20 protein-coding genes and 1 pseudogene are annotated in these 24,771 nt (G+C 73.6%); 8 read left to right on the top strand and 13 right to left on the bottom strand.

Going from position 1 to position 24,771, the window contains the following annotated elements:
* Positions 1–39: 39 nt before the first annotated feature.
* Positions 40–246 (bottom strand): hypothetical protein, encoded by a 207-nt coding sequence (locus tag ACOTKD_RS10500; protein WP_424888613.1) that lies wholly within the window; start codon positions 244–246, stop codon positions 40–42.
* Between the two features lie 226 nt (positions 247–472).
* On the opposite strand from ACOTKD_RS10500, the gene ACOTKD_RS10495 reads away from it, so the two are divergent.
* Positions 473–3,442 carry an AfsR/SARP family transcriptional regulator gene (locus tag ACOTKD_RS10495; protein WP_424888612.1) on the top strand — a complete coding sequence of 990 codons (2,970 nt, stop codon included), beginning with the start codon at positions 473–475 and terminating at the stop codon, positions 3,440–3,442.
* Between the two features lie 27 nt (positions 3,443–3,469).
* On the opposite strand, the gene ACOTKD_RS10490 is transcribed toward ACOTKD_RS10495, so the two are convergent.
* From ACOTKD_RS10490 to ACOTKD_RS10440, 11 genes are all read right to left on the bottom strand, one after another.
* Complete coding sequence (locus tag ACOTKD_RS10490) at positions 3,470–3,997, bottom strand: DUF4231 domain-containing protein (RefSeq protein WP_424888611.1); 528 nt, start codon at positions 3,995–3,997, stop codon at positions 3,470–3,472.
* Between the two features lie 68 nt (positions 3,998–4,065).
* Positions 4,066–4,881 (bottom strand): glycerophosphodiester phosphodiesterase family protein, encoded by an 816-nt coding sequence (locus tag ACOTKD_RS10485; RefSeq protein ID WP_424888610.1) that lies wholly within the window; start codon positions 4,879–4,881, stop codon positions 4,066–4,068.
* Positions 4,848–6,071 (bottom strand): patatin-like phospholipase family protein, encoded by a 1,224-nt coding sequence (locus tag ACOTKD_RS10480; protein ID WP_424888609.1) that lies wholly within the window; start codon positions 6,069–6,071, stop codon positions 4,848–4,850. Before ACOTKD_RS10480 ends, ACOTKD_RS10485 begins: the two co-directional genes overlap by 34 nt.
* 14 nt (positions 6,072–6,085) lie before the next feature.
* Positions 6,086–7,135, bottom strand: coding sequence for a hypothetical protein (locus tag ACOTKD_RS10475; protein WP_424888608.1), 1,050 nt, complete (start codon positions 7,133–7,135; stop codon positions 6,086–6,088).
* Complete coding sequence (locus ACOTKD_RS10470) at positions 7,132–8,040, bottom strand: hypothetical protein (RefSeq protein WP_424888607.1); 909 nt, start codon at positions 8,038–8,040, stop codon at positions 7,132–7,134. Before ACOTKD_RS10470 ends, ACOTKD_RS10475 begins: the two co-directional genes overlap by 4 nt.
* Before the next feature lie 9 nt (positions 8,041–8,049).
* Positions 8,050–9,876, bottom strand: coding sequence for an Hsp70 family protein (locus ACOTKD_RS10465; protein WP_424888606.1), 1,827 nt, complete (start codon positions 9,874–9,876; stop codon positions 8,050–8,052).
* Positions 9,877–10,170: 294 nt separating this feature from the next.
* On the bottom strand, positions 10,171–10,956 hold the full coding sequence (fabG, locus tag ACOTKD_RS10460; RefSeq protein WP_424888605.1) for a 3-oxoacyl-[acyl-carrier-protein] reductase: 786 nt from the start codon (positions 10,954–10,956) through the stop codon (positions 10,171–10,173).
* On the bottom strand, positions 10,953–11,225 hold the full coding sequence (locus ACOTKD_RS10455; protein ID WP_030364236.1) for an acyl carrier protein: 273 nt from the start codon (positions 11,223–11,225) through the stop codon (positions 10,953–10,955). Before ACOTKD_RS10455 ends, fabG begins: the two co-directional genes overlap by 4 nt.
* A gap of 162 nt (positions 11,226–11,387) precedes the next feature.
* A complete protein-coding gene (locus ACOTKD_RS10450; RefSeq protein ID WP_424888604.1) occupies positions 11,388–12,335 on the bottom strand; it encodes a beta-ketoacyl synthase N-terminal-like domain-containing protein in 948 nt (315 codons plus the stop codon).
* Positions 12,332–13,492: a beta-ketoacyl-[acyl-carrier-protein] synthase family protein gene (locus ACOTKD_RS10445; protein WP_424888603.1), complete on the bottom strand. Its 1,161-nt coding sequence runs from the start codon at positions 13,490–13,492 to the stop codon at positions 12,332–12,334. The genes ACOTKD_RS10450 and ACOTKD_RS10445 overlap by 4 nt, the downstream gene beginning before the upstream one ends.
* Complete coding sequence (locus ACOTKD_RS10440; RefSeq protein WP_424888602.1) at positions 13,489–15,348, bottom strand: AMP-binding protein; 1,860 nt, start codon at positions 15,346–15,348, stop codon at positions 13,489–13,491. The genes ACOTKD_RS10445 and ACOTKD_RS10440 overlap by 4 nt, the downstream gene beginning before the upstream one ends.
* A 346-nt stretch (positions 15,349–15,694) precedes the next feature.
* Here ACOTKD_RS10440 and ACOTKD_RS10435 point away from each other — a divergent pair, with 346 nt between their 5' ends.
* The 5 genes from ACOTKD_RS10435 (at position 15,695) to ACOTKD_RS10415 (ending at position 22,291) form a co-directional block, all read left to right on the top strand.
* Positions 15,695–17,443, top strand: a complete 1,749-nt coding sequence (locus tag ACOTKD_RS10435; protein ID WP_424888601.1) for an AMP-binding protein — start codon at positions 15,695–15,697, stop codon at positions 17,441–17,443.
* Positions 17,440–17,898, top strand: a complete 459-nt coding sequence (locus tag ACOTKD_RS10430; protein ID WP_424888600.1) for a hotdog fold thioesterase — start codon at positions 17,440–17,442, stop codon at positions 17,896–17,898. The genes ACOTKD_RS10435 and ACOTKD_RS10430 overlap by 4 nt, the downstream gene beginning before the upstream one ends.
* A gap of 168 nt (positions 17,899–18,066) precedes the next feature.
* The gene (locus ACOTKD_RS10425) at positions 18,067–19,545 is read left to right on the top strand and encodes an MFS transporter (RefSeq protein WP_424888599.1); all 1,479 of its coding nucleotides are present in this window, start codon (positions 18,067–18,069) and stop codon (positions 19,543–19,545) included.
* 61 nt (positions 19,546–19,606) lie between these two features.
* Complete coding sequence (asnB, locus tag ACOTKD_RS10420; RefSeq protein WP_424888598.1) at positions 19,607–21,460, top strand: asparagine synthase (glutamine-hydrolyzing); 1,854 nt, start codon at positions 19,607–19,609, stop codon at positions 21,458–21,460.
* Between the two features lie 126 nt (positions 21,461–21,586).
* The gene (locus ACOTKD_RS10415; RefSeq protein WP_424888597.1) at positions 21,587–22,291 is read left to right on the top strand and encodes a hypothetical protein; all 705 of its coding nucleotides are present in this window, start codon (positions 21,587–21,589) and stop codon (positions 22,289–22,291) included.
* Here ACOTKD_RS10415 and ACOTKD_RS10410 read toward each other — a convergent pair.
* Complete coding sequence (locus ACOTKD_RS10410) at positions 22,254–22,847, bottom strand: hypothetical protein (RefSeq protein ID WP_424888596.1); 594 nt, start codon at positions 22,845–22,847, stop codon at positions 22,254–22,256. The two genes, ACOTKD_RS10415 and ACOTKD_RS10410, sit on opposite strands and share 38 nt — an antisense overlap.
* Positions 22,848–22,999: 152 nt before the next feature.
* Between ACOTKD_RS10410 and ACOTKD_RS10405 the strand changes: the two are divergent.
* Both ACOTKD_RS10405 and ACOTKD_RS10400 read left to right on the top strand, forming a co-directional pair.
* A pseudogene (locus ACOTKD_RS10405) lies at positions 23,000–23,194 on the top strand (DUF4291 family protein); the annotation flags it as partial.
* Positions 23,195–23,215: 21 nt separating this feature from the next.
* Entirely contained in the window at positions 23,216–24,733 is a 1,518-nt protein-coding gene (locus ACOTKD_RS10400; protein ID WP_424888595.1) for a recombinase family protein, read from the top strand.
* The last annotated feature ends 38 nt before the right edge of the window (positions 24,734–24,771 follow it).

Below are 24,771 nucleotides of genomic sequence, written 5' to 3'. Positions count from 1 at the left end.
CGCCGTTCGCACGGCGGGCCCCGGCCCCGTCACGCGTGGCTACTGGGCGCCCGACGTGTGGGTCGGACGGATCGGGCCGCTGCCCCCCTGCCCCTGCGCCCCGGCACCCTCCACGTGCTCGACCGGCTGGTCCAGCTCGGTCGAAATGGCCTGCTCGGACGGCGTGGCAGCCGGCCCGGACGGCGCGGCGGCCTGCTCGGCGGGGGCCCCGGCCTGCTCCGTGTGCTTGGGGTCCTCAGCGGTCATATCGAACTCCTGTGTAGAAGGCGCGCCGTGACGCGCCGTGAAACAACGGTGCCAGCAGTATGTATCGGCCCCATCAACGGACGATCAACGCCCCCTTGCCGGCCCGGGCCCGCCCCCGCCCGCCCACCGGGCCGCCCGCGCGTCCGACGCCTGCTCTTGTAAGGGACACTGAGGTACTGTCACCGCTGTCGCCGGACGGATCCGGCACGGCACGCTCGGGGGAGACATGCGGGATACAACGGAGCCTTCCGCTCCCCTGCTCCATTTCCAGCTGCTCGGCCCGGTCCGCGCACTGGCGGGCGACCGCCCCGTGGACCTGGGCGCGCGCCAGCAGCGCGCCATGCTCGCCGTCCTCCTGCTCCGCGGCGGCGCCACGGTCTCCAGCGACGAGCTGATCGACGCCCTGTGGGGCGAGAACGCACCGCCCCAGGCCCTCGGCACCATCCGCACCTACGCCTCCCGCCTGCGCGCCCTCCTCGAACCAGGCCGCGCCGCCCGCACCCCCGCGACCGTCCTCGTCTCCGTGGCCGGCGGCTACGCCCTGCGCGTGGCGCCCGAGCGCGTCGACGCCCACGTCTTCGAACGCCTCCTGGCCGAGGCGGCCGCCGCCCGGAGCGCGGGCGACACGGCCACGGCCCACGACGCGTACGCCGCCGCACTGGAGCTCTGGAACGGCACCCCCCTGGCCGGGCTCCCGGGCCCGTACTGCGAGCGCCAGCAGGACCGGCTCTCCGAAGCGCGCCTCGCCGCCCAGGAGGGCCGCTCCGACTGCGCCCTCGCCCTCGGCCGGCACGCCGAACTCGTCCCCGAGCTCACCTCGCTCGCCGCCGAACACCCGCTGCGGGAGAGGCTGCGCGCCCAGCTGATCCTCGCCCTCTACCGCTGCGGCCGCCAGGTCGACGCCCTCGCCGCCTACGCCGACGCACGGCGGCTGCTCGTCGAGGAACTCGGCGTCGAACCCGGCCCGGAGCTGACCCGCCTGCACGCCCAGGTCCTGGCCGGCGACCCCGCGCTCGCCCTGCCCGCCCCCGCGGCGACCACGGCCCCCGCGCCCGCCGAAGGCCGGCACCCGGCCGGCGCCCCCTTCCAGCTGCCCGCCGGCATACCCGACTTCACCGGCCGCGAGGACCTGCTGAGCGAGGTGCGCGGCGCGCTCACCGCGGCCGCCGGCCCCGCCGTGCCGATCGCCGTGCTCACCGGCATCGGCGGCGTCGGCAAGACCACCCTCGCCGTCCACGCCGCCCACCTCGCCCGCCCCGACTTCCCCGACGGCCAGCTCTACGTCGACCTGCGCGGCACGAGCGCCGACGCCGCGGACAGCGGCAGCGTCCTCGCCCACTTCCTCCAGGCCCTCGACGTCCCCGAGCCCGACATCCCCGACGACCTGGAACAGCGGGCCGCCCTCTACCGCTCCGTGCTCGCCGACCGGCGCGTCCTGCTCCTCCTCGACAACGCCCGCGACGCCGCCCAGCTCCGCCCCCTGCTCCCCGGCACCGCCGGCTGCGCCGTGCTCGTGACGACCCGCTCCCGGGCGGTCACCCTCGGCGGCGCACGGCAGTTCCACGTCGGCGTGGCGAGCGAGGCCGAGGCCCTCTCCCTGCTGGCCGCCATCGCCGGCGAGGAGCGCGTCAGCGCCGAGCCGCGCGCCGCGAAGGACCTGGCCGCCGCGTGCGGCCACCTGCCGCTCGCCGTCCGCATCGTGGCCTCCCGCCTCGCCTCCCGGCCCGGCTGGACCGTCGCCTCCCTCGTCGCCCGCCTCGACGACGAACGCCGCCGCCTCGACGAACTGCAGGCCGGCGACCTCACCGTGGAGTCCACGTTCCGCCTCGGCTACACCCACCTCCCGGCCGACCAGGCCCGGGCCTTCCGCCTGCTGGCCCTCGCCGACGCCCCCGATCTCCCCCTGGCCGCCGCGGCGGCCCTTCTCGACCGCGACGACTTCACCGCCGAGGACCTCGCCGAGGGCCTCGCCGACGCCGGCCTGCTCGAGTCGTACGCCCCCGGCCGCTACCGCTTCCACGACCTCCTCCGGCTCTACGCGCGTCGCCGCGCCGAACGCACGGAGACCCCCGAAGACCGCCGCGCCGCCGTCGCCCGCCTCCTCGACCACCTGCTCGCCACCGTCGCCAACGCCTCCCGCATCCTCGAACCCGACCACGCCCTGCACCGCCACCTCCACCCCGTCACCACCCCCGGCACCGGTTTCACCGGCGCCGACGAGGCCCGCCAGTGGCTGCGCCGCGAGCACGTCACGCTCGCCGCCGGCCTCGCCCAGGCCGTCCGCGAACTGCCCGGGGCGCTGCGCCCCGCCGGTGACCTGCTGCTCACCTGGTCGGGCCTGATCGAGGGCCCCGCGCACCGCGACGAACTGCGCCGCCTGTCCGAGCTGACCGCCGTCGCCGCACACACGGCGGGCGACCCGCGCGTCGAGGCCCGGGCCCTCTACGCCCTCGGCAACCTGCACTACTACACCGACGTGTACGAGGCCGCCGAGCGCGAGCTCTCCGAGGCCCTGCGCCTCGCGGACGCCGCCGGCGACCCCATGTGCCGCCACCTCGCCGCCAACGCCCTCGGCATCCTGTGCTTCGCCACCGACCGCCCCGCCCGCGCCCTGCCCCTCCTGGAGCAGGCCCGCCGGCTGTGCGACGCCTTGGACGACAAGGGCAGCGAGGCCAGGGTCCTCGCCAACACCGCCCGCGTCCGCCTCGCCCTCGACCGGCCCCGCGAAGCCGAACGCGACGCCGCCGAGGCCGTCCGCATCGCTGGCGCCACCGGCAACGGCCCGACCATCGCGCTGACCCTCTACCAGCACGGCTGCGTCCTCCACAAGACCGGCCGACCGGACCTCGCGGCCCGTCAGCTCCAGGACGCCCTCGGCTCCTTCATCGAGCAGCAGCAGCGCGGCTGGGAGGGCCTGGCCTGGGCCCGCCTCGCCGAGTGCCGCCTGGCCGAGTGGCGCGACGAGGACGCGGTCTCGTGCGCCGAGCAGTCCCTGACCATCGCCCGAGACCTGGGCAAGACCTACTGCGAGGGCCTGGCCCTCGCCGTCCTCGGCCGCGCCCGCACCCGCCTGGGCGACCCGGCCCGCGGCCACGACCACCTCCGCGAAGCCCTCACCCTCTTCGAACGACTGGGGGTGCCTGAGGCGGCTTCGGTGCGGGAGCTGCTGGCCGGGGCGCCCGTACGGACACGGTGACCGGCGGAAGGAACTCCGAGCCGACCGTCAGCGCGCGGCGCGGCTGCCCGTGCCTCCGTTGACCGGCTGGACGGCCGGCCCGGGGTCCGGGAGGTTCTTGAAGAACTCGGAGGACTCCCGGCGGCGGATCTTGAACACCGCGTCCAGCAGGGCGTTCGCCGAGCGGGGCGAGCCGTCGGTGCCGTCCGGGCCGAGGCCTCCCGCGCACCACTGGAGATAGACGCGGGTGAGCTCGATCTCCGTCTCCCGCAGCAGTATCCAGGAGACGTCCCAGCGGTAGAGGCTCTTCATGGCGGTGGTGACCGCCACCAGGAACCCCGCGCCCGAGATCGCGGCGCCCTTGCCGGGGAACTCGAGCGCGGTCAGGACCGGCAGGGCCGCGCCGGCCAGGATCACCAGGGCACCGCTCAGGCGGTAGAAGCGCCGGTGCCAGGTGGCGCGGATGTCGTAGAAATCTATGACCTCCCGGACGTAGCGCTCGGTCGCGGCGGTGAACCCCTTGTCGGAGTTCCGCCAGCGGGGCGCGGAGAATCTCAGACCCAGTTTCCTCAGCACACTCTTCCTCGCACTCACTCGCACTTGCTCGTTCACAGGCCCGGCCTCGTTCACAGGCCCGGCCTCATTCACGGATCCGACGGCTGCGGCGCATACGCCGACGGCAGGTATCCGGAGAAGAAGACGTTCGTCACCGACTCGCGCGCGGCCCGCTCCTGCTCCGGCGAATGGACGGTCCACCCGATGACGGGCAGCCCCCGCCGCTGCCAGAAGCGCAGGGCCCGCGACGGCAGGGCGTCCAGTTCGAAGCTGAGGAAGCCGGGACGGGAGACGGCGTTGGTGGCCATGGACCGGCCGACCGTGCGCAGGACGGGCGGCGCGGACCGGAGGGCCCCCGCGATCTGCCCCACCGGTACGCCGGGGAGCGCGCGTCGCAGCCGGTACACCGTGCGCGGGTCGAAGGACTGCACGGCGACCGGGCCGTCGTAACGGCGGACCGCCGTTACGACGGCACGCTCCAGGCCGGCCGCCCCCGCCACCCCCCAGCGGCGGACGTCCACCATGACGGGCACGCGCCCGGCCACCACCGCGAACACCTCGGGCAGCGTGACCGGTACGGCGGCGCCCGGCACCGACGAGGCCACCGCGCGCAGTTCGCCCAGGGTCAGGGACGTGACGGCCCGTTCGCTCCCGGACGGCAGGCGGACCGCCGCGTCGTGCACGACGGCGAGCGCACCGTCCCTGGTCAGCTGCACGTCGAGCTCGAAGGGGACGCCGTGCGCGGCGGCGCGCCGGAACGCCGCCATCGAGTTCTCCGGCGGGCCGCCGGGCCCGCCGTGCAGGCCCCGGTGCGCGATCGGCCGGCTCAGGTGCCAGGGGAGATCCCGCACGATGGCCTCCAGGACGGACGTCACGACGGAGCCGCGGGCCGGGGCGCGTCGCACAGCCGCTGGAACGTCGCGAGCATGCGCGTCTCGGCCTGCGAGAGGGAGTTGTGCACACCGAGCAGATGGCGGAGCTCCTCGAAGCGTACCCAGGCGTCGCGGTACCCGAGCCTGCGCAGCGCCTGGACCCGGTCCGGGGAGAACGACAGCAGGCCGGTGAGCGGGCCCAGCGGGCCGGGCGGGACGATGGGGACGCTGGGCCGGATGTCGATCCGGGTGACGGGGCCCGCGGGGTGCGAGCTGACGACGGCGTCCGGGTGCAGGTGGACGACCACCACGACCTCGCAGTGCTCCTGCTCGGCGAAGGCGCGCACCGGGGTGCGGTCGCCGGGCCCGCCCAGCCCGCCGTCGAGGTAGGCGCAGCCGTCGACCACGCGGGACGGGAAGATCAGCGGCAGCGCGGCGCTCGCGAGGACGGCCTCCCGGATCTGGTGCTCCGGGAGACCGTTGAGGCGCAGGATGGCGCCCTTCGCGCCGCCCAGCCACCGCAGGACCTCCACGAGGTGGCGCATCCGCACCGGGAGGGCGGGCGTGCGGATGAGCGGGTAGGCGGCCACCCACAGGGGGCGGCCGGCCCGGATCGCCGCCGCGTCCACCGCCTCGCCGACGAGCTCCTCCAGCAGGCCGACCCGGCGGCGCAGGCCCAGCAGCCTGGGCGCGAGCAGCCGGGCCTGCCGGGCGGTGCCCTCCGCCGCCGCGCCGGCCGCGTCCAGCGGGAGGCCTTCCTCGGCGAAGGGCGTCACGCCCGACCGGGTGGAGAAGCGCTCCCAGAAGCCGGCCAGGCGCCGGGTGCCGGTCCGCAGGTCGGGGGCGCCGACCAGCACGGCGCCGTTGAGGGCGCCGATGCTGGTCCCGGCGATGGCCGCGATCTCCAGGCCCATCTCCGCGAGGTAGTCGCAGACGCCCAGCTCGTAGGCCCCCTTGGCGCCTCCTCCGGCCAGCACGAGCCCGATGCGCAGCGATCCGGGCGACGGGAACGCCGGCCGGCCCGCCGGCACCGCACGCGGCTCCTCGGGGGCCGGGCGTGTCCGGGGGACGGGGGCGGCGTGCCCGGCGGCCACGCTGTCGGCGCGGGCCGCCCAGCCGGCGAAGGTGCGCGCGATCTCCTGCGCGTTGCTCAGGTGCGGGTCGCCGGTGCCCGGCGCCTCGCCCGTGCCCCGCGGTTCACCGGGGCCGGAAGCTTCCCCCATATCCTGCGCGTCACTCACCGTGCATCACACCCCGCACCGTCCTGTCCGCCGCCGTCATCGGTACCCGCGTGCTTGCGGAGCCGGATCCGCCGCTGCCGCGCCTCCGCGAACTGCTCGGCCACGATGCGCCGCACGAGCTGTTCGACGCTCAGGCTGGACGGGAGGAAGAGGTCGCCGCTGCCGCTGCTGTCCCGCAGGGCGGCCCGCGCGGCGTCGTCGGGGTCGGCACCGGCCACGGCCAGCTCCGTCGCCCGCGCGAGGGCCGAGGTCAGCGGGCCGGCCGCGTCCGACAGCTCGTCGGCGACGCCGAGGCCGAGGAGCTCGGCCACCATCAGCCGGTGGTTCTCGCTGGGCAGGTCGCGCACGACGGCGGTGAGCATGGCCGGCACCGACTTCACGCCCTCGAACCAGGGCACCGGCGGATCCTGCAGCATGCGTTCGACCAACTGCCGCTGCATGAGCGTCTCGCCGCCCGTGAAGGCGTACGTGCCGGCCGGCCCGGAGGCCACCTCGCGGGCCAGCAGCACCGCTCCCACGAGCCAGGGCAGGCCGGGGTCGGGCCGTGGATGGCGCCAGCGCCGGGCCGCGCGGTCCAGCGCCAGCTGGGCCTCCAGCGCCGCGAGCCGGCGCTCGTGGTCGGACAGGAAGCGGCCGGTGTCGCTGGCCAGCCTGCCGAGGATCGCCCCGAGTTCGCCGATCGCGGCGGCCGACCACCGGCCGGCCGCCTCGACGCGCTCGATGCGCTTCTTCGCGTCGTGCACCTCTTCGGAGACCTCGGCCACCACGAGGTCGGTCACCGTCATCCGCTCGCTCAGGTGCGTCAGCCAGCGCAGTGTGAGCTGCTGGGAGCTCAGCATCCGGTCCCGGACGGTCCGTTCGCGGATCCGGTCGCGGCCGGTCGCCCGGCCGAGCAGGCGGGCGAAGAAGCCCTCGCGGGCCGCGGCGCGGGTGAGGTCGTTCGCGGTGTGGAGGTCGTTGGTCAGTTCGAGGAGCAGCCGGTCGTCGACGAGCGGCACGCCCCGGGCCACGATCTCCAGGCTGAGCGAGTCGTCCCGGGGGGTCACGGGGCCTCGCCCGGGGCCAGGAAGACGAACGCCTTCAGATGGTTCTCCGGGGCCTCGCCCTGGACGGCGTAGGCCGGTGCGACGAGGAAGCCGGGAACTCCGGTGTCCTGCCGGTTGTAGGCCTGGTACTCGTCCTCGGCGAGGGCGGTGACGTCGACGTCGAACAGCAGGGACGCGGGCAGTTCGACGGCGGCCATGTCCCGGACGATGCCGTTGACCCCGTCCACGGCCTTGCGGAGCCGGGGGTCGATGCCCTCCGTCGCGTAGCCGCGGTGCGCCAGCGCGGACTGCATGCCCTCGGTCGTGGCCGGCGCGCCCTGCTGGGCCGCCGTGAACAGCATGTGCACGGTCTCGCTGACGGCCCGGGCCCGCGCGGCCGGCATGCCACCGGGTATCTGGTCCCACTGCCGGGCGTCGGCGGGGCACAGCTCGCGGGCGAGGTTGCGCAGGTCCTGGTCGACGAGGCGCTGGTAGCGCTCCTTGATCTGGGAGTGCCGGCGGTGCATGTCGCTGGGGGCCTCGCCGGTGGCGATGGCGTCCCGGACGCCCGCGGAGCGCAGCCGGTCGAGCAGGACCTCCGCCTGCCGCAGCCTCGCCTCCAGGTGGTCCACCCGGTGGGTCATGGCCGTCACGCCGTCCGACACCCGGACGACCGTCTCCCGCAGGCGGGTGAGGTCGCTCTGCGTGGAGCCGCCGCTCCTTCTCGCCTTCGCGGCCTGCTGCTCCGCCCTCGCGTCCACGGCGTGCTGCCAGGACTCCACCGCCCCCAGCCGCTGCTGGAGGTCCTGCAACTGGCCGAGCCACCAGTCCTGCGAGTACTGGCCGCTGGTCGCCGCCCGCATGGAAGGGGCGGCGGGGTGCGGTTCCTTCGGTGCCTCGTGATCGTTCCACCCGTAGTCGTACATGGTCCTGGGTCACCTTCCCTGCGGGGTGTCGGGCCGGTCGGTGCTGCCGCGGCCGTACAGGTCGTCGAAGGCGACCTCGGCGCGGCGGGCGGCCCCCGACCGGCGGTCGCAGACCTCCACTTCGATCTCGGTGGTCCCGAACGAGAAGGCGACGTCCAGGGAGCGCTCGCTCGTGGGGAGTCCCACCGACCCCGAGATGTCGGGGATGACCTTTCCGATGGCCTCGCAGCCTTCCTCGTCCGTGTAGTCGGGGTCGTGCGCGTACGTGGCGTGGATCGCCACCTGGACCGCCGTCCATTTCGGGAACACCGCGACGGTGCTCACCGCTTTGTGGTCCGTCGGCACGAGGTCGCCGCGCCGGGCCATGATGACGAAGCGGTCGTTGCACTTCTCGTTGCCGTCGTCGTCGATGAAGAATTTCTCCTGCGGGTCGATGCCGTGCCGGAACGGCATGCTGCACCCGAATCCGTAGGTGTATTTGGAGCGGCGGCCCCAGATGATGGACGGGTCGTAGGCGAAGTGCACGGCGCCGCCGAGCACGGCGACCGCCGGGTCCATCGGCGTGATCACGCGGACGGCGTTGCCGAAGCGCTGGGCGATGCGGTCCCGCAGGTACGTCGAGCGCGCGAATCCGCCCACCAGCAGCATTTGTTCCCGCCCGACGGCCGGGCCGTCGCCGGCCGCGGCGGCCCGCTGCCGCTCGATGGTGGAGAGGATCGGGCGCACCACGGATTCGAAGAGCGTGGTGACCTCGTGCGCGGTGATCTCGATGTAGTGGGTCTCGCCGGAGGCGAGCACCGTGAGCCGGGTCCGGGTTCCCGCGTCGAGGGCGTCCCAGATCTTGCCGGGAATGCTGATGAGCACCGTGTCCGTGATCACGGGGGTGCCGTCGGCGGCGGTCTCGGAGACGAGCCGGACCTTCTCGGTCTCCCATTCCGTCTCCAGCTGCCCGACTTCCTTGGGGAATGCCGCGATCAGCTGTTTGAGCTGCTGCTCGCCGAAGCGGTCGGCGAGGATGTCCGTCACGAAGGCGTGGTTGACGTAGGCGGAGCCGAGGCGGTCGCCGTCGGCGACGCGGGTCTCCTTGAGCTGGCCGGGGCCGACGCCCTCGGCGCGGATCTGGTAGCTGGTGATGTCGACGGTGCCGCCTCCGCCGTCCACCACCATGAAGCGGCTGCCCGGGGTGTCGACCTCCAACTGCCCTTCCGGGCGGTCCGGGCCGAGCACGGTGCCCGCGTTGAGCGCGCAGTAGACGGCCGCGGCCTCGGGCTCCTGCACCAGCAGCAGCCGCTCGGCGTCCCCCGGCAGCCCGGCGGCGACGGCCGCCGTCCGCATGAACTGGCGGTCCGCCTCGGTCCACATGGCGGGAATGGTGAGGCACCAGCGGATTTCGTCGGCGGTATAGGCGGCGCCGCCGACGGCAAAACGGCCGATCTGGTCCAGCGCGGCCCGCCGCACATGCGTGAGCATGGCGGTGACGAGGACTTTCACCGTGTCGCGCCGGGCGCCGGCCAGGCTGCCCAGGAATTCCGGGATGTCGGACCTTCCCTCGCGCCCGTGAATTGCCATCTTGAACTTGCTGGCATAGCCGAATCCCTGAGGGTTTCCGCGGGCGAGTTCACGGTCCCAGGCATTGCGCGCCTTTTCCCCGAACTTCACCGGGTCACCGGCCCGGTTCACGAGGACGGCGCTGAGGTCCTTCGGGTAGGTGTGGCCTCCCGACTGCGTGAACGGCTGGTACACCACGACCCGGTGCCTCGCCGCGTCCTGCAGGGCAGAAACGGTCGCCCAGGCAAAGCCGGTGCCGTGCGTCCCGAAATCGATCGCGACGATCACTTTGGGTTTGAAAGTCGCACCACGTGTTGACGGCGTCATGGGTCCCCCGAGCTCCGCACAGTTGCCGACAGGTGCATGAGGGTACACGTCACCGTGGGTTGCGGGGAGACCATTCGCGGAATGACTCCCCCCGCGGTCCGGCGCGGAACCCGGAACGAATTTCCTTGGTGGCAGCACCTATTGACGGAGGCTCAAGAAAAGCTCAGGAGGAGCTGTGAAGAGCCCGGGGAAACCCATAGATATATCCGTACGATCTTCGGTGGTGCGTCGTGCGCGCAAGGCCCCGGGCGGGCGTTATCCCGGCAGCCCTCCGTTGATCTCGACGACCTGCCCGGTGATGTAGGCGGCGCGGTCGGACACGAGGTACGCGACCAGGTCGGCCACCTCCTCGGGGGTCCCCGCCCGGCCGAGCGGGATCTGCTCCAGGTGCCGCTTCGCCACCGCCTCCGGCAGGGCCGCCGTCATGTCGGTCGTGATCAGGCCCGGGGCGACGACGTTGGCGCGGACGCCGTACTTCCCGCCCTCCCTGGCGAGCGAGCGGGTGAAGCCGATGATGCCGGCCTTCGAGGCGGCGTAGTTGGTCTGCGCCGCGCTGCCGTGGACGCCGGCGACGGAGGACAGCGTGACGATCGCCCCCTTGCGGCGCTTCATCAGCGGGAAGACGGCCGCGCGGCAGACGTGGTACGTGCCGTGCAGGTTGGTGTCGATGACCTCCCGCCACTCCTCGTCGGTCATCAGCGCCAGCGGCCGGTCGCGGGTGATGCCCGCGCACGTGACCACCGCGTCGGGCGGCCCCAGCTCGCGGACGGCCTCGGTGACGAACTCCCGGGCGGCGCCGGCGTCCGCCACGTCCACCTGCCGGGCCAGCACCCGGGCGCCCGCCGCCCGGGCCGCCTTCGCGGTGGTCTCCGCGGCGTCCGCGTCGGACCGGTAGCAGAAGGCAATGTCGTGGCCGTCCTCGGCCAGCCGCACCACCACCGCCCGGCCGATGCCGCGCGAGCCGCCGGTGACCAGGGCCACCGGCCGCCGCGCGGCGCCGTCCGCCGCCTCGCCGCGCACGGCGCGGGCCGCCGCGCTCATGCTGCGGACCGGCCCGCGACCCGGTCCGCCACCAGCTCGCTGATCAGCCGGAAGGACCCCAGGTCCGCGAGGTCGGAGTCGTCGATGCGGATGCCGTACTGCTCCTCGATGCGCACCGCGATCTCCAGGGAGATCAGCGAGTCCACGTCGAGGTCCTCCTTGAAACGGGCGTCGTCGGTGACCTCCTCGACGGGCAGTTCGAGGGCGTCGGCGACCACGGCGCGGAGCTCTTCGACGTCGAGGGTGTTGATCGTGGGCTGAGCGGTCATGGCGGTGCCTCCGGTTCGGGGATGTCAGGGCTGGTTCGTACGAGGTGCAGGAGAGAGGGAGCAGGGAGGGGGCGGAGAGGAAACGGGGAGGAAGCGCGGGAGAGGGAGCAGGGAGGGGGTGGAGAGGAAACGGGGAGGAAGTGCGGGTGAGGGAGCGGAAGTTCAGGGAGCGGTGAGCAGGAGCGCCGCGGCGGCGTCGTCCGCCGGGCCCCCGGCCGAGGCCAGGACGGCGGCGTCCTGGTCCGCGTGACGGTCGAAGTGCGCGACGGCCGCCGCGCACTGGAGCACGCCCAGGGCGCCGGAGCACCGGCCGAGCCGCGCCGTGAGGTCGAAGGCGGGCCCGCCGGAGGGAGCGCCGCACGCGTCCTCGCCGGGCAGCCACAGGTCCACGGCGCCGGGGGAGCGGCCGCCGAGGGCCGCGGCCACCGCGGCCGACGGGTCGGCGCCGCGCGCGTACGCTCCCGCGCCGATGACCGCCCGGGGCCGGGCGCCGCGGTCCCGGGCCTCCAGGACGAGGGCGGCGGCGCCGTCGAACACGGGCTCGCCCAGCAGCTTGGTGACGGCGTCGCCGGACGGCTCGACACCGATGACGAGGGCGGTCTCCGCGCGGCCCGACGCGATGAGCCCGCGCGCCCAGTACACGGCGTCGAGCCCGCTGGTGGGCCCGTTGCACAGGGTGATGCTGGGGCCGCGCAGGCCGTGGCGCATGGCCACGGACCCGGCGATGACGTTGCTGGACGTCTGCGGCAGGCCGAGGGGGCTCAGGCCCGTCACGGTGTCGCGGGCGATGACGTCGGCGAACGCGCAGACGCTGTCGAGGATGCCGAAGTTGGAGCTGACGACCACCGCGGTGGTGTCGCCGTCGCCGGTGAAGGCCTTGCCGTCGTGCAGGCCCGCGTCGCGCAGGGCCGGTTCGGCGGCGCGCAGGGCCAGGCGCGAGGCGCGGTCCTTGTGCCGCATCTCGCGGCCCGTGAGGCCCGTGTGCGGGTCGAAGCCGCCCTCGCGGACGGCGCCGAGGAGTTCGTCGGGGAAGGTGAGGCCGGGGACGGCGAGGCCCACGCCGGAGACGACGGCCTCGGGCTGCCCGGACGTACTGGACGCACTGCTCATCGGACTGCCTCCACTATCGCCGCGGCGTTGATCCCGCCGAAGCCGAACGCGTCGATCTGGGCGAGGCCGAGGTCGGCCGTGGCCGCCGTGCCCTGGACGAGCCGCAGCCCGGCGGCCTCCTCGACCGGGTCGGTGAGCCCGAGCACCGGGGGCACGGTGCCCTGCCGGAGGGCGAGCGCGGCGACCACGAGGCTCAGCAGCCCCGAGCCGCCCAGCGTGTGCCCGGTCATCGACTTGACGGCCGTCATCAGCGGCCCGCTCCCGTCACCGCCCCCGGAACCGGCCGCGAAGACCTGCGCGAGCACGCCGGCCTCGGTCGTGTCGTTCTTGGGGGTGCCGCTGCCGTGCAGCATGACCAGGTCGATGTCCCCGGGGGCGACCCCGGCGCGCCGGTGGGCGTCGCGCACCACGCGGGTGATGCCCTCGGGGTCGGGGGCCGTGGGGTGGTGGGCGTCGCAGTTGATGCCGACGGCCCGCACGCGCGCGTGCACGCGCCGCCCGGGTGCGGGGGCGGCCGGGGCGCGCTGCACGACCACCGCCACCGCGCCTTCGCCCATCAGCATGCCCTTGTGGGAGCGGTCGAAGGGGCGCAGCGCGTCGGGGATGTCGTTCTGCACCCGGTCCAGCGTCCCGAAGGCGCTCTCGCCGATCGCGTCCGTGCCGGCCACCACGACGGTGTCCGCGGCCCCCGCCTCGATGAGATCGGTGGCCATGGCCAGCGCGTAGAGGGAGGCGGCGCAGGCGTTGGCGAAGGTGTACGTGCGGGTGGCGCCGAAGGCCTCCCGCAGGGCGGTGCCGAAGTGCAGGTCCGAGGGCGCCAGCCGGCTGCCTTCGCGCCACCACAGTTCGGCGCTGCGCTGCTCCTGGAGGGTGGTGCCGACCAGGACGGGGACGTCCGCGAGGTCGTGGGGGAGGCCCGCGTCGGTGAGGGCCTGGGCGACGGCCTGCCGCAGCCAGCGGGTGGCGCGGCCCGGCTCGTCGGCGCCCGGGCGGGCGCGGTCGTCGATCTCGTAGGCCTGCCGGGCCCGGTACCTGGAGGTGTCGAAGGCGCGCAGCCCGGCGAGCCCGCTGCGGCCCGCGCAGAGCGCGGCGAAGATCTCCCGCGGGGTGCCGCCGACGCTCGCGACCGCCCCCATGCCGGTGATGTCCCAGGTCATGACTGTCCCATCCGCTCGCGCAGCCGGTAGGCGGCGAGCTTGCCGGTGGCCGTCGCCGGCAGGACGTCCACGAACTCGAAGCGGCTGGGCCGCTTGTACGGGGCGAGGCGGGTGCGCACGCCGGCGCGGATGGCGCGCCGGACCGTGTCCCGGTCGGTGCCCTCCGCGGTCACGGTGAACGCCACCGAGCGCTGCAGGCCGTCGGGGTCCGGGGCGCCGACCACGACGCAGTCGGTGACGCCGTCGATCGAGCGGACCACGTCCTCGATCTCGCGGGGCACGACCTTGTAGCCGCCGAGGTTGAGGATGTCGTCGGCGCGGCACAGGTACGCGATGCTGCCGTCGGGGTTCCGGCGGACGATGTCGCCGGTGTACGCGCCGCCCGCGCCGAACGTGACCGCGTCCGCGTCCGGGCGGTCGACGTAGCCGAGGGAGACGGTCGGCCCGGCGATGTGCAGCCGGCCGTCGGTGCCGTCGGGCACCGGCCGGCCCAGGTCGTCGCGGACGGTCACGGTCACGCCGGGGACGGGCAGGCCGGCCAGCCCGTGCAGCGGGCGGTCCGCGGGCGTCGCGACGGCGACGTGCATGACCTCGGTGGCCCCCAGGCAGTTCATGACGCGTGCACCGAAGGCGGCTTCGATGCGCCGGCTCAGGGCGGCCGGGCAGTGCTCGCCGGCGGTCAGGCACAGGCGCAGGGACGACGGGGCGCCGGTGTCCGGGCGGCCGGCGGAGTCGAGGAGGCCCGCGTACAGGCGCGGCACCGAGCACAGCACGGTCGGCCGGTGGCGGCGCAGGGCGGCGCTCACCGACAGCGGGTCCACGGCCCCGCGCAGGACGACGGCGCTCGCCCCGGCCGCCAGCGTGCACAGCACCGAGCTGCCGAAGCCGTAGCCGAAGGACATCCGGGCGGTGGACAGCACGACGTCGTCGGGCCGCAGCCCGAGCACGGCGCCGTACCCGTCCAGCATGGCGTGGATCCCGGCGGCGGAGTGGCGGACGCCCTTGGGCCGGCCGGTGGAGCCGGAGGTGTACTGGACGAGCGACTCGGCGCCCGCGGGGCGGTGCGCGACCGGGACGGGCGGGCCGGGGAAGGGGGTGCCCGCCAGCTCCGCGCGTACCTGATCGCCTGTCAGCACGGGGAGGTGGGCGAAGGCCTCCTGCAGAGAGGCCTGCTGGGCGGGTGCGGTGTCGAGGTGGACGACGGCCGCGCCGCAGTCGGCGGCGACGAACCGGATGTCGTCGTCGCCGAGCATCGGGCTCACCGGCACCGGCACGCACCCGTGCCACCACAGCCCGAGGACGGCCGCGACCGTGGCCACGGAGTCCTCGGCGACGATCAGTCCGCGGCTGCCGGCCGGCACGCCCCGGCCGGCCAGGGCCCGGGCGTAGCCCTGCGCCGCCTCGTGGAGGCGCGCGTAGGAGACGGTGCCGGCGTCGGGGTCCGTGTACGCGGTCCGCTCGCCGTGCCCGGCGCCGATGTGGGCGCCGAGCAGGCGGTCCACCAGGGCGGCGTCCACCGGGGCGGCGTCCTCCGGGGCGGCGTCCTCCGGGGCCGGGGGCGCCGCGCCCGCTGAGGCGTCGCCGCCCGCGGAGACCTCGGAGCTCTGGCAGCTCTTCGCGGCCAGCAGCTCCAGTGCGTCCCGGACGCTGTCCACGGCCGCCGTCTCGTCGTCGCCGAGCGCGATCCCGAAGGTCTGCTCGATGCGCGCCGCGATCTCCACCTTCTCCAGGGAGTCGACCTTGAGCTCCTGGTGGAACGAGGCGTCGGTCCGTACGTCCTCCACGTCGACGTCGAGGACGAACGCCACTATTTCGCGAAGCCGGTCGCCGGCATCGGATTTCCGGACAGGTGGCACTGTGTACTCCTTCTCGGGAACGTACGGCTACCGGTCACTGCGGATCCCGGAGCACGCCGGAGGACTTTCCCGAACATAGCCACGCGCCTGTGACGTCCGAACCGGCCGCGGGGGAGTCCGTCAAGTGGAACCGGCCGCCCTTTCGGATCGCCCGTTCGCCCTGGATTCCCGCCCCCGCGCGGTGACTTGACGGTCTATCGCGTGACGGTTGGCGGGCCCCCGGACGGCGCGCCTAGCGTCGCCTACCGGCGGGCCCCCTCAGCGGACTGCCATGTTCCGGCGCACGGCCTGCACTCCCGAGCCACCCGTACGCCGATCCGTCCCGAACCCCGAGGCCAGGTGAATGATGCCGCTCACTCCGCACACGCTGCTCCCCCCGGAGGCCCGTCTGCGCCTCGTGGACCACCCCGGCCTCGGCGGCGGCAACGCCTGGCGCGTCGCCGCCGCGGCCAACCCCGCCGCCGACCTGCCGCTCATCGCCGCCGACGTGCCGCTGCTCAACACGGACGGCTGGCAGCAGTCCGAGTTCAGCCTCCGCCAGCTCGACGACCTCGCCGAGGCGTGGGCGGCCTGGTACCACGACCGGGGCGTACGGCCCCGCGACCGCGTCGCCGTCTACATCGAGGACTCCTTCGAGGACCACCTCCACCTCGCCGCCCTCGCCCGCATCGGGGCGATCGCCGTCCTCATCAACGGCCGGATGAAACCCGAGCTCGCCCTCGGCCTCATCCGCCGCACCGCCCCCGTCGGCATCTACACCGACGCCCCCCGGCTGGCCCTCTTCGCCGGCCGCGAGCGCGAACTGCCCGTCGTCCGCTGGACCTGCACCCGCCAGGACGTGGGCATCCTCGGCAACCGCACCCTGCCCGCCGGGGCCGAGTACCACCACGGCGCCGACGACCCCGTCGTCATCTGCCACTCCTCGGGCACCACCGGCAACCCCAAGCCCGTCGTGTGGACCCACGCGCAGAGCGTCGCCGGCGCCCGCTACCGGCTCGTGAACCCGCCCGGCCCCGAGGACTCCGTCGTCCTGGCCGCCTACCCCCAGTCCCACTCCAGCGCCATCGCCTTCACCCTCCTCTCCGTCCTCGGCGGCCTGCCCACCGTCGCCTGGTCCGACCCCACCGGGCCCGGCCTCGCCCGCGGCTGCGCCACCTACCGGCCCGGCGTCGTCCTGGCCTTCAACGAGGCCCTCGCCCACCTGGCCACCCACCACCACCCCGACCCGGCGGACTTCACCTCCGTACAGGTGTGGGTCAACCTCGGCGACTGCGGCCACGACGCCCACATGCGGCGCCTGATGGAGCTGGGCCACACCGTCACCGCCGACGGCCGCACCGTCCCCGGTTCGGTCATCGACGACGGACTCGGCTCCTCCGAGCTCGGCTGGGCGGCCCTGCGCCGCGAGATCACCCCGGACAGCCCGCCCCGCGCCCGCCACCTCGGCCGCCGCGTCCCGCTCTCCGAGGTCGCCGTCCTGCGCGAGGACGGCAGCCACGCGGACCCCGGCGAGGTCGGCCTGCTCGGCGTCCGCGGCGACTCCATCGCCCGCGGCTACTGGAACGACTCCGACACCACCTACCGCTCCACCCTCGCCGGCTACTGGCTCTCCGGCGACCTCGTCCACCGCACCGAGGACGGCGAGTACTTCCACGTCGACCGCGCCGTCGACCGCATCCGCACGGACGCCGGCGACGGCTACTCGGCCCTGATGGAGGAGGAGATCCTGCTGAGCCTGGAGGAGGTCGCCGACTGCGCGGTCGTCGCCGGGCACGACCAGGACCGCACCGTGCCCGTCGCCCTCGTCCGGCTGTTCGGCGGCGGCGGGGACGCCGCGGACCTCCTGCGCCGGGCCAACGCCGTCCTCGACCGGATCGGCCAGCCCCGGCTCGCCCTCCTGGAGATCGCCGCGTCCCCCGGCGACATCCCCCTCGGCCCCACCGGAAAGGTCCTCAAGCGGCAGCTGCGCGAGAAGTACCTGGCCCTGCACACCTACCGGCCCGCGGACCCCGCGGCCGTCGCCACGGCGCCCGCCACGGTGCCCGCCGCAACGCCTGCTGTGACGCAGGCCCCGGAGGCGGTGACGACCCGATGACCACGGCCGCTCCCCGGACCCCTGGCATCCTCGACGCACCCCCCGAGGATCCCGTCGCCTGGATCAACACGGCGGGGGAGAACACCCTCGCCGACCGGATGGGCATCACCTTCCAAGAAGCCACCCCCCAGCGGCTCGTCGCCACCATGCCCGTCGCCGGGAACACCCAGCTGTACCGCATGCTCCACGGCGGCGCCTCGGCCGTCCTCGCCGAGTCGCTGGGCTCGATCGGCGCCGTGCTGCACGCCGGCGAGGGCCACATCGCCGTCGGCGTCGACCTCAACGCCACCCACCACCGGGCCGTCCGCACCGGCACGGTCACCGGCGTCGCCACCGCGCTCCACCTCGGCCGTACGACGGCGACCTACGAGGTCGTCATCTCGGACGAGGCGGGACGGCGGGTGTGCACCGCCCGCATCACCTGCGCCGTCCACGGCCGGCGCAGGGACCGCTGACACCCCCCGGTAGACCCACCCGTAGACACCCCCCCCGTACACGCAGGGATCCGTCCCTTCCATCGATCCCGTCCCTTCCATCCACCCCCGCCCCGTTCCGTCCACCCCGTCCCGACCACAGGTCCGCGAACCGCGCCGGCGCCGTCCGCGCCCGCGCCGAGGAGCCCCATGACCGACCAGCTCGCCCCGCCCTCCGTGGCGGAGGCCTCGACCAAACCGACCGTACGCACCGGACCTATCCTCCTCGTCCTGCTGTCCGCCATGTTCTTCGCCCAGTTCGACTTCTTCGTGGTGAACGTCGCCGCGCCGTCACTGGAGGAGAGCATCCACGCGGGGCCCGCCGCCCTCGAACTCGTCGTCGGCGGCTACGCCTTCGCCTACGCGGCCGGCATGATCACGGGAGGCCGGCTGGGCGACAAGTACGGCTACCGCCGCCTGTTCGTCATCGGCACGATCGCCTTCGGCATCACCTCGCTGCTGTGCGGCATCGCCGCCAACCCCGAGCAGCTCGTCGCCGCCCGCCTGGCCCAGGGCCTGTCCGGCGCGATCATGGTCCCGCAGGTGCTCGCCGTGATCACGGCGGACTTCCCCGACGAGCGCAAGCCCAAGGCCATGGCCTGGTACGGCGCCGCCGCCGGCCTCGGCTCCATCGCCGGACAGGTCCTCGGCGGCGCCCTGATCGCCGCCGACTTCGCAGGCCTCGGCTGGCGCACCATCTTCCTCATCAACGTTCCGTTCTGCGTCGTCATCGCCGCCGCCGCACTGCGCGTCCTGCCCGCGCAGACGCGGCGCCGCAGCGTCGGCCTGGACCCCGTCGGGGCGTTCGGCGTCTCCCTCGCCCTCGCCCTGCTGCTCGTACCGCTGACCATGGGCCACAGCGCCGACTGGCCGGCGTGGACCTGGGTCTGCATGGCCCTGGCGATCCCCGTCGCGGCCGTCACCCTGCGCTGGGAACAGACCCTCCGGCGCCGCGGCGGCGACCCGGTGCTCGTCTTCCCGCTGTTCCGCAGCCCGTCCTTCCGCGGCGGCGTGATCGCGAGCGTCGCGTTCATGGTCTACTTCGGCAGCTTCATGTTCACCCTCACCCTGCTGCTGCAGTCGGGCCTGGGGCTCGGGCCGTTCCAGGCGGGCCTCGTGTTCTCCCCGATGGGCATCCTCTTCACCGCCACCTCGATGATCGGCGGCAGGCTCACCAACCGCTGGGGCATGAGCGCCCTCGTCGTCAGCAGCGCGGTGATCGCCCTGGGGCTGGTGGCCCTGGCCGTACGGCTGTACGCGGCCGGGCCCGCCACCGGCCTGCCGTGGATCGTGGCGTGCCTGTGCCTGATCGGCGCCGGCAACGGCGTCGTGCTGCCCGCCCTGTTCGGCGCCGCGCTGATGCGGGTCCGGCCCCAGGACGCCGGCATCGCCTCGGGCATCCTCACCACCACCCAGCAGTTCGCCAGCGCCGCCGGCGTCGCCGTCATCGGCGCGGTGTTCTTCGCCGTCGCCGGCAAGCACGCCACCGACGCGAGCTGGGCCGACGCCATGGCCTGGGCCACCGCGATCAGCGTGCTGATGGTCCTCGTCGTGATGTGGATGACCTGGACGTTCCGCCGCTTCACCGGCGGCGAGCGGCCCGCCGAGGTGCCCGCCGCGCACGTCTGACCACCACCACGGCACCCCCCCTCTCACCCCCAAGAGGCACACCGACAGGAGACAGCAGTCCATGTGCGGAATAGCAGGATGGGTCTCGTACGACCCCGGACACCCCGTCACCGCCGCCACCGCCGACGCGATGACGCACACCATGGCGTGCCGCGGCCCGGACGCGCACGGCCTCTGGCTGGACGACGAGGCCGCCCTCGGCCACCGCCGCCTCGCCGTCATCGACCCCGACGGCGGCAGACAGCCCATGACCTACGACCACGCCGGCCGGACGGTCGTCGCCCTCACCTACAGCGGCGAGGTGTTCAACTTCCGCGAGCTGCGCGCCGAACTCGAAGGCCACGGCCACGCGTTCCGCACGCAGAGCGACACCGAGGTCGTCCTCCACGCCTACCTCCAGTGGGGCGAGGACTTCACCGAGCGCCTCAACGGCATGTACGCCTTCGCCCTGTGGGACGCCCGGACCCGGGAACTGCTGCTGGTCCGCGACCGCATGGGCATCAAACCGCTGTACTACTTCCCCCTCCCCGGCGGCATGCTCTTCGGCTCCGAGCCGAAGGCGGTCCTCGCCCACCCGGCCGTCCGCCCCGCCGTCGACGCCGAAGGCCTCGCCGAACTCGTCGCCTTCACCAAGACCCCCGGCCACGCCGTCTACAAGGGCATGTACGAACTCCCGCCCGGGCACACCCTCCGCGTCCGGCGCGGCGACACCCGTCTGCGCCGCTACTGGGCGCTCGAAGCCCGCGAGCACACCGACGACCTCGACACCACCGTCGCCCGCATCCGCGAGCTCCTCGAAGACATCATCGCCCGGCAGATGGTCGCCGACGTCCCCCTCGGCACCCTCCTCTCCGGCGGCCTGGACTCCAGCGTCATCACGGCGCTCGGCGCCCGGCAGCGCAGCGCCGAAGGCGGCGCCCCCGTCAAGTCGTTCGCCCTCGACTTCGCCCGCCACGCCGAGAACTTCACCGCCGACGACTGGCGCGGCACCCGCGACTCGCCCTACGCCGACCTCCTCGCCCGGCACGCCGGCGCAGACCACCGGGTCGTCACCCTCCCGCCGTCCGCGCTGCTCGACCCCGCGGCCCGCGAGGCCGTCATGCGCGCCCGCGACCTGCCCTTCGACCTCGGCGACGGCGACACCTCCCTCTACCTGCTGTTCAAGGCCGTCCGGGAGCAGTGCACCGTGGCCCTGTCCGGCGAGTCCGCCGACGAGGTCTTCGGCGGCTACCGCTGGTTCCACCACCCCGACTCCGTCGCCGCCGACACGTTCCCCTGGCTCGCCCCGCCCTTCGGCACCGGCATCTCCGGCCCCGGCAGCGGCCCCGGCGAGGCCCTGCTGGACCGCGGCCTGCTGGAGAAGATCGACCTGCAGGGGTACCGGGCCCAGCGCTACCGCGACGCGCTCGCCGAAGTGCCCCACGTGGCCGGCGCCTCCCCGGTGGAACGCCGCATGCGCGAGATCGGCTACCTGCACCTGACCCGCTTCGTCCAGTGGATGCTCGACCGCAAGGACCGCGCCAGCATGGCCGTCGGCCTGGAGGTCCGCGTCCCCTTCTGCGACCACCGCCTCGTCGAATACGTCTTCAACACCCCCTGGGCCATGAAGACCTTCGACGGCCGCGAGAAGTCCCTCCTGCGCGCCGCCACCCGCGACCTCCTCCCGCCCGAGATCGCCGACCGCGTCAAGGCCCCCTACCCGACCACGAGAGACCCGTACTACCTCGACGGCCTGCGCGCCGCGCTCAGACGCGTCACCGAGGGCCCGGACTCCCCGGTCCGCCCGCTCCTCGACGGCCCCTCGCTGGCCGCGGCCACCGCCGACGACCCGCAGCCGGGCTACCGCACCGGCACCGAACTCGTCCTCGCCCTGGACTTCTGGCTGCGCACGCACGACGTGTCACTGGAGTTCTGACCGGAGTTCTGACCGGAGTTCTGACCGGAGTTCTGACCGGAGTCCTCCTCCGAGCCCCCGGCCCAAGTCGGCCAGTTGTCGACTGCCCGGCAGCACGCCGTGCCAGGACACTGCCGGATGAACCCCATGACAAGTACCGCGCACGTCGAGCGAGGGGGACGACTGGTGATCCGGCTGACCGAGACCCTGGCCCTGCAGAGCGTCGAGGACTTCCTGACGGCGGCGGAGCGGGAGCACCTGATCAAGATCATGGACAGCGAGCTCGCGGCGATCGGATGGCGGCCCCGGCACCAGGCCGAAGTCCTCCGGGCGCCCGCGCCCGCCCAGGAGATCCTGCGCGCCGCCACGGCCCGCTCGCTGCACGTCCTGCAGCGGGCCCTGCCCTCGGTGGCCGCCGACGCCCGCTGGGACTACACGGAACTGACGGCGGGCCAGTGCATCCCGACGCACATCGACGGCATCCCCGACCCGGCCACCGCGCCCCGGCGCATCGGGCGGATCGGGGTGGTCGTCCAATCGGCCGAGGAAGGAGGCGAGTTCTACATCGAGACCACCGCCAGCCCGGCCGTCTGGAGCGGGGAGCTCGTCGGCGAGCCCGAGGGCTACGCCCCCGGCACGCCCCTGACGCACCGCCTGCCGCACGTGCACGACCACGCCGCCGTCCCCACGTGGCTGGAGGAAGTCCCCAGCACCCGCTGGATCACCCCCGCCGGCCCCGGCACCGGCCTCGCCTACGGCGCCCAGGTCCTCCACGGAGTCCAGCCGGTACGCACCGGCCGGCTACGGAAGTTCGTCACGGACCTGCTGGACACGGCGGCGGTGCGGCGGTAGCCGGGAGCTGCGGGGCCCGGTGCCTGCGGTGGTAGGAGACCGTGACGGCCGCGAGCAGCGGGCCCCAGGCGATCAGCGGCAGGTAGCAGGCCCTCATGAGCCAGAGCCGGCCTCCGTGGAGGTCGCGCTCGGTGTGCACGAAGAGGATCTGCAAGACCGGCAGCAGGGTGAACAGGAGGCTGAGCAGCACGGCACCGGTCGCGGCCGCGGTCACCGCCGCCCACGGGACGACACGACGCCCGCCCAGAACCGGTATCCAGCACGGCATCACCTCGCCCCACGGGCGCACGAGGCCCAGCGTGAGGAAGGCCAGCGCCTCGGAGAGCAGACTGAGGCCGAGCATGTAGGCCGTGCCCCAGCCGGGCGAGTGGAACTCCTCGCGCAGCACCCCCGCGCTGAACCCCAGGGGCACACCCAGTGCCAGGGCCACCCGCCACAGGCTGGACGGCAGCACACAGGCGACTGCGAGTCGCGCGGCCCGTACGGCCCACTGGTCCGGCGGCGGCACGGCACGGGCGGCGGGTGCCGGGGCCGGTGCCGGGGCGGTTGCGGTCATGTCATCAATGCTCACCGCACCATCGTGGCCGGGAGGACGACGGCCCGGACTCGTCCCGGAGGACGATCCCGGTAGCCGCACGGGGGAGCGGTCACCGCCCTCGTGGTCGTAAATGGGTTGGCCGGACACGGCCGTCCGCCGAGACTGACCCCATGCACGACACGCAAGACACGGAAGACGCGCAGGGCACGCAAGACGCGCAGGAACCCCACCGCCGTATCCGGGCGGCGTACACCGACACCACCATCACCGTCTACCAGGCGTACGCGCCCCGCCTCGGCCATCCGGCGGCCGGGGACGGCCGCTTCCCGCCCGCGTGGAAGCGCGACCGGATGACGTGGATCAAGCGGTGTTCATAGGCTTTTTGCATGACGGCAGACGAGAAGGGCGAGCGGGCCGACGCGCGGTTACGTAGGGCCCTGCGAGCAAGTCAGACAGCCGGTGCGCAACGGGCCAGGAAGACCGGTGGTCGCGCCAACTGGCAGGGAGAATCCGCGGCGATCTACTGCCGGATCTCCCACGTGAACGACGACGATCAGACCGGTGTGGATCGCCAGGAGCGGATCTGCCGGGAAGTCGCTGAGCGGCTTGGCCTGACTGTGGCCGAGGACCAAGTGTTCGTGGACAACAACAGGTCTGCGTGGCAGCGCAAGCGGCAGCGCCCGGGGTGGGACGCCCTGCTGGCCGAGGCGAGCAAGGGGCGCGTACGCCATGTACTGACCTATCACCCCGACCGCCTGATGCGGCAGCCTCGCGATCTGGAAGAACTGCTGCAGATCGCTGATGACCATGACATCACTCTGCACGGGCAGGCGAACCGGCGTGATCTCTCGGATCCCGACGACCGGTTCTTCCTCCGTATTGAGGTGGCGCATGCCTGTCGTTCCAGTGACGACACCTCACGCCGGCTGATCGATGCCATGGTGGACCGGGCGAAGGACGGAAGGCCGCACACGGGCAGGCGCCGGTACGGGTACGACAAGACCGGCATGGAGATCATCCCCGAGGAAGCCGCCATCGTCCGGGAGGTTTTCACCCGCTACTTGGACGGGGAGAGCCCGGTCCAACTGGCGAAGGACTTGTACGCCCGTGGCGAGAAGACCGCGGAAGGGCGCTACTGGAACGCACCCAGGGTGCGTGATCTCCTCGACAACCGTCATGTTGCAGGCATGCGTGTCTTCCGGGGTGAGGAGATCGGCGATGGCGAATGGCCCGCGATCATTGACCGGGGAATGTGGTTGGAGGTCAGGGAGCGTCGCGCGTGCCGGGCCGCGGCGCGGAAGACCAGCGATCAAGCGGGCAGGTTCTATCTCCTGCGTGGCATCGTCATCTGCACGGGCTGCAGCAAGCCCATGGGCGGAGCCGGAGGAAAGTATATCTGTCATGGCCACACCCACCGGCTTGACGTCCCGCGGTGCAACCGGGCCGTGTCCGCACCCATCCTGGAGGACTTCGTGACCGAGGCCGCGATCTATCTCCTGGAACGCCTCGATCTCACCAACGCCCCCACGCCGTCAACGTTGTCGGAAGAGGACCAGGCCGCCATTGATGCCGACCGTCAAGAGCTCGAAGACCTCAAGGACATGTGGGAGAGCCAGGAGCTGAGGACGAGGGAGTACCGCGAGATGCGCAAGAAGGTCGAGGGGCGCATCGCTGAGGTCGAACGCAAGATGATCGTCCGCCCTGCCGCAGATGTCTTGAAAGGGCTCGTCGGTCCCGACGCCCGTGAGATCTGGGAAGCGCTGGAGAAGGCGGGGAACCACCAGCGCATGAATGCCGTCATGCGGTTCCTGTTCGAAGCCGTGAAGATCAAGGAAGCCGCGAAGAAGGGCCGCCAGTTCGACTACGGCAGGATCGACATCGACCAGAGCCCGATCTGGCTCTGACCAAGGTGCTGCGAAGGAGGGGCCATGGCCTAGGCCCC

It is taken from the genome of Streptomyces sp. XH2 (assembly GCF_049725035.1).
GTDB lineage: Bacteria > Actinomycetota > Actinomycetes > Streptomycetales > Streptomycetaceae > Streptomyces > Streptomyces roseoverticillatus.
This window is presented reverse-complemented; position numbering and strand designations above follow the sequence as displayed.